This is a genomic window from Variovorax sp. WDL1 (assembly GCF_001541225.1).
GTDB lineage: Bacteria > Pseudomonadota > Gammaproteobacteria > Burkholderiales > Burkholderiaceae_C > Variovorax.
Genome location: NZ_LMTS01000158.1, coordinates 214,254 through 220,217, shown reverse-complemented (window position 1 = coordinate 220,217; position 5,964 = coordinate 214,254). Strand labels below are relative to the sequence as shown.

Genomic DNA, 5,964 nt, shown 5'->3' with positions numbered 1-5,964 from the left:
CGGCAGCGTGGCCGACGTCTGCACGCAGAAGGTGCTGGTGGCCGAGCAAAGCGGCGGGCGCTACACGCCCGAGCAGATCGAGGAGCAGATGCGCTTGATGGGCAACAAGAACCACGGCATACCGGCCGACACGCTGGCACAGTGGGACGTGGCGAGGCAGCCCGGCTACAGCATCGATCCGGGATTGCCGACGCAGGCTGTGACGGGAACGACGCAAGTCATCGAGGTGCCTGGCCAAGCAGACTGGGAATCCAGCAATTCATCATCTCGAACACCACCGCGGGCGGCGGCACCGACGGGGTTCCGCCTTGGGCACCGTATACAGTGAGCCGGGATGCAACCGCTCCGATCAATACATCGTCGGTAGCATCGATAGCCAGATGCGCAAACGGGGACTTGTCTTGTATATCCGGCGTGGGTATGCAACAGAACCCTCCACTGACTGCCCAGCAACAGCAGGCTGTCGGGGCCTACTTCGGGAAAATGAGTACGGACTACCAACGCGCGGCAGCTCTGGCGACAGCGACGGGGAACGTTCCCGTAACCCTTTCGTTTGAGATCGCCGCGGGCATAGCCGGGTTGCTTGAACAAGCGTTCACGCCGAGCGCGGGGAAGGTGGTGGTTGACAATGTCGTAGACGTTGTCGCAAAGGAGTTTTCGACACGGACATGCGGATCCTGAGGGGGCGGCGATGCAGCCCAGATCAACCTCGCCAGCCAGGCTGGCGGCAATGTGGCAGCGAACAACTGCCTGGCTCACGATGAAAACAAGCCAGGAAGAAGGCCATCGTCGCATGCGAGGGCGGAGATGGCGCCGCCTGTGCCGAACGCGATGCATGGAACGCCAAGGACAAGGCGCGTGACGAGAAGCTGCGTGCGGCGTGCTACGCCGATGACGCAAGCAAGCTGTGCAGTGACTGGATCGCCTCAAGGGCATTACGAAAGGGCATTGCGCCCGCTAGAATCCCCGGGCCGGTTTACTGGGTTGTGCTTTCAGCATGACCCGACTCCCTGCCGGCAAAGCCGGAAACGGCCTTTCCCATGGCTTCCCTTCGGGGTAGCCATTTTTTTTGCGAATCCAGCGGATGCCCGATCTTCGCTGCAGAAGCTCATGACCACGCGCACTCGCTCACTCGCGCACCAATCGGTCATCCCCATCCTTACACCCGCACGAACACAAGATCCCATACCCCGTGGCCCAGCTTGAGGCCGCGGTTCTCGAACTTGGTGAGCGGCCGGTAGTCCGGCTTGGGGGCATAGGCCGCGGCAGTGTTGCGCAGAAGCGGCTCCTGCGACAGCACTTCCAGCATCTGCTCGGCGTAGGGCTGCCAGTCGGTGGCGCAATGCAGGTAGCCGCCGGGCGCCAGCCGCTCGGCCAGCTTGCGAACCAGGGGCGGCTGGATCAGGCGCCGCTTGTTGTGCCGCTTCTTGTGCCAGGGATCGGGGAAGAACACATGCACGCCGGCCAGCGTGCCGGGCACGAGCATGTGGTCGAGCACGTCGACCGCGTCGTGGGCAAAGATTCGGATGTTGGTGAGCTGCTGCTCGCCGATGCGCTTGAGCAGGGCGCCTACGCCGGGCTCGTGGACTTCGCAGCAGAGGAAGTTCGTCTCCGGCTTCAGCGCAGCGATGTGCGCGGTGGCCTCCCCCATGCCGAAGCCGATCTCGAGCACGGTGGGCGCGGCGCGGCCGAAGGCGGCTTCGAGGTCAAGGGGCTCGGCTCGGTAGGGCAGCAGGAAGATCGGCCCCAGTTCGGCGAAGGCGCGCGCCTGGCCATCGGTGGTGCGGCCTGCGCGCCGGACGAAGCTCTTGAGGCGGCGGTGCAGGGGATGCGGTGGGGCGTCGCCGGAGGGCGGATCGTCGTCTTGCGCGGGATCGTTGGCGGGCAGGGTCATCATCACGGGCGCGGATTGTAGAGAGCGCGCCAGCCGTCGACCCATGCGGCCAGGGCCTCGGCAGGCGTCGATGCGTGCGCGGCAGCGAGGCCGAGCACGTTGGCGGCGGCATTCAGCGCGGCCACGGCAGCGGCGGGCGTGCCGGTGTCGATCGGCGCTGCGCCGTTCTGCTTCGACAGCTTCTCGCCATCGGTGCCGAGCACTACCGGCGTGTGCAGGTACCGCGGTTGCGGCAGCCCCAGCGCGCGCTGCAGCAGGATCTGGCGCGCGGTGTTGTCGGCAAGATCGGCGCCGCGCACCACGTCGGTCACGCCCTGGTCGGCGTCGTCGACCACGACCGCGAGCTGGTAGGCCCACGGGCCATCCGCCCGCTTGAGCACGAAGTCGCCGACTTCGCGCGCGACGTCCTGGTACTGGCAGCCGAGCCGGCGGTCGGTCCAGCAGAGCCTCTTGGAGGTCCGGGCGGCTTCGTACTGTTCCGCGGCGAAGCGCCATGCCCGCGGCGGCTTGCCATGCAGGCCGTCGCGGCAGGTGCCGGGGTAGACGCGCTCGCCATGCCGCTGGTGCGGTTCGCCGTGCAGCGCGAGCGCCTCGTCGATGTCCTTGCGCGAGCAGCCGCAGGGGTAGGCCAGCTGCAGGGCCTTGAGGTGCTCCAGGGCGCGTGCGTAGAGCGCGCCGCGTCGCGTCTGCCAGACCGGCGGCAGATCGGGCAGCAGGGCGCAGGCGGCCAGCTGCGACAGGATGTGCTCGCCCATGCCGGGCAGGCATCGTTCGGTGTCGGCATCCTCGATGCGCACCAGCCAGCGCGCTTGCGGCCCGCGGGCGCGGACGTCGAGCCAGCTCGCCAGAGCGGCGACCAGCGAGCCGGCATGCAGGGGACCGGTGGGCGAGGGCGCGAAGCGGCCGACGGCAGTCATGGCGCGCACGCTTCGGTCAGGCCACCTTCAGCGCCAGGGTCAGGCCCGAAAGGAAGGCGTCTTCGACGCGGTGCCCGGTGCACCAGTCGCCGGCCAGGCCTAGGCGGGCCTTGGCATCCCACAGGTGCGGCGCGCCGATCGGCACCTGGGTCTGCGCCTCGGGCCAGCAGCGCGTCTGCGCATGCGAAGGCGTGGCGCGGATCCCGGTGATCTCGGAGAAGGCGCGCAGGAGCTTGGCCTCGACCCGCGCGGCATCGTCGCGCAGGTGCTCCTTGGACCAGGCCGGGCTGGCCTGCAGCGTCCAGCGCTCGATGCGCTCGCGGCCGGGCTTTGAGGATTCGCGCGCGAGCCAGGCCACGCGATGGTGGTTGCTGCGGGCCGCGTTCCATTGCGGGCCGAGGTGCGAGAGCGTGGGCTGGTTGGCCTGCGGGAAGGCGATCATCAAGGTCCAGCAGGGGGCAATGCGCACTGCCTCGGTCTTCTCGCGCAACGGTGCCATCGCGGCGCTGCCGCCGAGGAGGGCGCGCGCGCTGCCTGGGGGGACGGCCAGCAGGACAGCGTCGAAGCCGGAATAGACGTGCCGCGCATCGTCGGCCCCCTCGGTGCGCAGTTGCCAGTGCTGCGGGTCGAGCGCGTCGGGTTCGATGGTCGTCACCCGGGTACGGGTGATGAGCGCATCGCCCAATGGCGCCGCCCAATGCGCGACCAGGGCGTCCATGCCGGGCTGCGCGACCCAGTGCTGCTCGCGGCCCGGCAAGGCCGCCTCGGCCACGCGGCCGTGCGGGTCGAGCACGCGCACGAGGTTGGCGCTCCAGGGTCGGCAGCAGCCATCCGCGGTCTCGAGCGCGCGTGCAAAGCGCGCATCGCGCACGGTGAAGTACTGGGTGCCGCTGTCGAAGCGGCCGAAGGGCGTCGACTCGCTCGCCATGCGGCCGCCGGGTGCGGGCTCGCGCTCGAATACGGTGACGCGGTGCCCGGCCTGGACCAGGGTGCGGGCGCAGGCCACGCCTGCAATGCCTGCGCCGACGATGGCGTAGTGGCGCGGGGCGGGGGATCGGTGGCGGTCAGCGGAGGGGCGCAGGATCATGGCGTTGTCTCGATCGATGGTTTGGCGGGGCAGTGGCCGACTCTAACCGGGCCGACACACCCGAAGGCGCTCAGCGTCCGCGATGGCGCTCCAGCAGTGCGCGGCGCGTGCCTTCGTGTTCGAACTGCTCGAGCCACCATTTGAGCGCGCGCCCCGGCTTGCCCGCGGTGCGCTCGCGCCAGGCGCAATGCATGGTGGCCGTCGGCGGCGCCCGCTCGGTCTTGCGCTCGACCAGGTGGCCGGCCTCGATGTAGGGCCGTGCCATCGGCTCCGGCAGAAAGCCGCCACCCAGGCCGTGCAGCTGCGCCGCCAGCTTGGCCTGCATGGTCGGTACGGTGAGCACGTCCTGGCCGCTCACGAGATTCACCGTCATGCTCGGCCCGGCGCGCGAGGAGTCGGCCGCGGCCACGGCGCGATGCTGGCGCAGCACGGCGTCGGACAGCGGGCCTTCGAGGCGCGCGAGCGGATGGTGCGGCGCCACCGCGTAGACGAAGCGCAAATGGCCCAGCGGCCGGCTGCGGATGCCGGTGCTGCCGAAGGCGAGGCTGGAGGCGTCGAGCACCGCTCCAACGGCCAGGTCGGCCACGCCGCTGCTGAGTGCCTCGATGGTGCCGAGCAGGGTCTCGTCGCGCAGCTTGAGACGCGTGGGCGGATCGAGGGCGAAGAAGGCCGTGGCGAGGTCGAGCATCGGGTCGCGTGCGATCACGCTGTCGATCGCGATGGTGAGCATCGGCTCCCAGCCGGTGGCGACGCGCTTGACCCGGTTGGCAACGGCATCGATCTCGTTCAGCAGCCAGGACGCTTCGCGCAGCAGCTCGGCGCCGGCCTCCGTGAGCCTCGCCTGCCGCGCGCTGCGATCGAAGAGCAGCACGTCCAGCGCATCCTCGATCTGGCGTACGCGGTAGCTCAGGGCGCTCGGAACCAGGTCCAGGTGGCGCGCCGCGGCGGCGAAGCTGCCGGTGTCGGCCACGGTCTGCAGCATGGCGAGTGCATCGGGGGTGAGGACGTCGCGGGCGTTGTGCATGGCGAATCCGATCGTTCAAACGATTTGAATGATGCCATCAAATCGGGGCGCTTCCGCGACAGGGGTCGGGCCCTAAAGTTCCACTCATCCGCTGCGCATCCGGCGCGGCATATGAAAGCCCCGAGGTTCGAGCACCCGGGGCAGGAGATTCAGAGATGTTGAAGGTTCGCAAATCCCAGGAACGCGGTTATGCCGATCATGGCTGGCTGCGCTCGTTTCACAGCTTCTCCTTTGCGGGGTACTACGACCCCGCCCATATGGGGTGGGGCAACCTGCGCGTGATCAACGAGGATCGCGTTGCCGCCGGTGCCGGCTTCGGCACGCACGGCCACCGGGACATGGAGATCATCAGCTACGTCCTCTCGGGCGAGCTGGCGCACAAGGACAGCATGGGCAACGTCGAGTCGATCCCGCCGGGCGACGTGCAGCGCATGAGCGCTGGGCGCGGCGTGATGCACAGCGAGTTCAACCACAAGCCGGACGAGACCACGCACTTCCTGCAGATCTGGATCGAGCCGAACGTGCGCGGCATCGCGCCGAGCTACGAGCAGAAGGCTTTCCCGGATGCTGACAAGCGTGGCCGGCTGCGCCTGGTGGCTTCGCCCGACGGTGCCGAGGGCTCGGTGCTGGTGCATGCCGATGCGCGGCTGTATGCCGGCCTGTTCGACGGCGACGAGAAGGCCGAACTGGCGCTCGACCCGGAGCGCAGGAGCTACGTGCATCTCGTCAAGGGCGAGCTCGACGTCAACGGCACGAAGCTTGCGACCGGCGATGCCGCGCTGATCGAGCGTGAATCGAAACTCACACTGGGCGCGGGCAAGAGTGCCGAAGTGCTGGTGTTCGACCTGGCGGCTTGATGCCGCCGCCTTTTTGTTTTTTATCAACCAGAGGAGTTCTTCCAATGTCCACTAGCACCACCACCGCATCGACCTTTGCCGCGCCAGCGACCGCGAGCACGGCCCAGGATACGCTGGCCCTGCTCGGCCGCGTGCTGATCGCGCTCCTGTTCGTGCCAGCCGGCTTCGGCAAGCTCACGGGCTTT

7 protein-coding genes and 2 pseudogenes are annotated in these 5,964 nt (G+C 68.5%); 5 read left to right on the top strand and 4 right to left on the bottom strand.

Annotated features, from left to right (window positions below; genetic code table 11):
* The 3 genes and pseudogenes from APY03_RS42610 to APY03_RS45705 form a co-directional block, all read left to right on the top strand.
* The coding region (locus tag APY03_RS42610; RefSeq protein WP_198161274.1) for a hypothetical protein at positions 1-328 on the top strand (328 nt) is incomplete at its 5' end.
* A gap of 92 nt (positions 329-420) precedes the next feature.
* Positions 421-681 (top strand): hypothetical protein, encoded by a 261-nt coding sequence (locus tag APY03_RS42605; protein ID WP_068679875.1) that lies wholly within the window; start codon positions 421-423, stop codon positions 679-681.
* A gap of 98 nt (positions 682-779) precedes the next feature.
* A pseudogene (locus APY03_RS45705) lies at positions 780-1,001 on the top strand (DUF6862 domain-containing protein); the annotation flags it as partial.
* 158 nt (positions 1,002-1,159) lie between these two features.
* On the opposite strand, the gene trmB reads toward APY03_RS45705, so the two are convergent.
* The 4 genes from trmB to APY03_RS21620 form a co-directional block, all read right to left on the bottom strand.
* Positions 1,160-1,894, bottom strand: a complete 735-nt coding sequence (gene trmB, locus APY03_RS21635; RefSeq protein WP_068679903.1) for a tRNA (guanosine(46)-N7)-methyltransferase TrmB — start codon at positions 1,892-1,894, stop codon at positions 1,160-1,162.
* A gap of 2 nt (positions 1,895-1,896) precedes the next feature.
* Complete coding sequence (gluQRS, locus tag APY03_RS21630) at positions 1,897-2,811, bottom strand: tRNA glutamyl-Q(34) synthetase GluQRS (RefSeq protein ID WP_068679873.1); 915 nt, start codon at positions 2,809-2,811, stop codon at positions 1,897-1,899.
* Positions 2,812-2,827: 16 nt separating this feature from the next.
* Positions 2,828-3,898 (bottom strand): NAD(P)/FAD-dependent oxidoreductase, encoded by a 1,071-nt coding sequence (locus APY03_RS21625; protein ID WP_083944498.1) that lies wholly within the window; start codon positions 3,896-3,898, stop codon positions 2,828-2,830.
* A gap of 70 nt (positions 3,899-3,968) precedes the next feature.
* Positions 3,969-4,922, bottom strand: coding sequence for a LysR family transcriptional regulator (locus APY03_RS21620; RefSeq protein WP_068679871.1), 954 nt, complete (start codon positions 4,920-4,922; stop codon positions 3,969-3,971).
* Positions 4,923-5,077: 155 nt separating this feature from the next.
* Between APY03_RS21620 and APY03_RS21615 the strand changes: the two genes are divergently transcribed.
* Both APY03_RS21615 and APY03_RS44295 read left to right on the top strand, forming a co-directional pair.
* Complete coding sequence (locus tag APY03_RS21615; RefSeq protein WP_068679869.1) at positions 5,078-5,779, top strand: pirin family protein; 702 nt, start codon at positions 5,078-5,080, stop codon at positions 5,777-5,779.
* Positions 5,780-5,823: 44 nt separating this feature from the next.
* A pseudogene (locus APY03_RS44295) lies at positions 5,824-5,964 on the top strand (DoxX family protein); the annotation flags it as partial.

Coding starts and splice junctions, on each gene's coding strand:
- APY03_RS42605 (WP_068679875.1), top strand. CDS start 421: ATGCAACAGAACCCTCCACTGACTGCCCAGCAACAGCAGGCTGTCGGG.
- trmB (WP_068679903.1), bottom strand. CDS start 1,894: ATGACCCTGCCCGCCAACGATCCCGCGCAAGACGACGATCCGCCCTCC.
- gluQRS (WP_068679873.1), bottom strand. CDS start 2,811: ATGACTGCCGTCGGCCGCTTCGCGCCCTCGCCCACCGGTCCCCTGCAT.
- APY03_RS21625 (WP_083944498.1), bottom strand. CDS start 3,898: ATGATCCTGCGCCCCTCCGCTGACCGCCACCGATCCCCCGCCCCGCGC.
- APY03_RS21620 (WP_068679871.1), bottom strand. CDS start 4,922: ATGCACAACGCCCGCGACGTCCTCACCCCCGATGCACTCGCCATGCTG.
- APY03_RS21615 (WP_068679869.1), top strand. CDS start 5,078: ATGTTGAAGGTTCGCAAATCCCAGGAACGCGGTTATGCCGATCATGGC.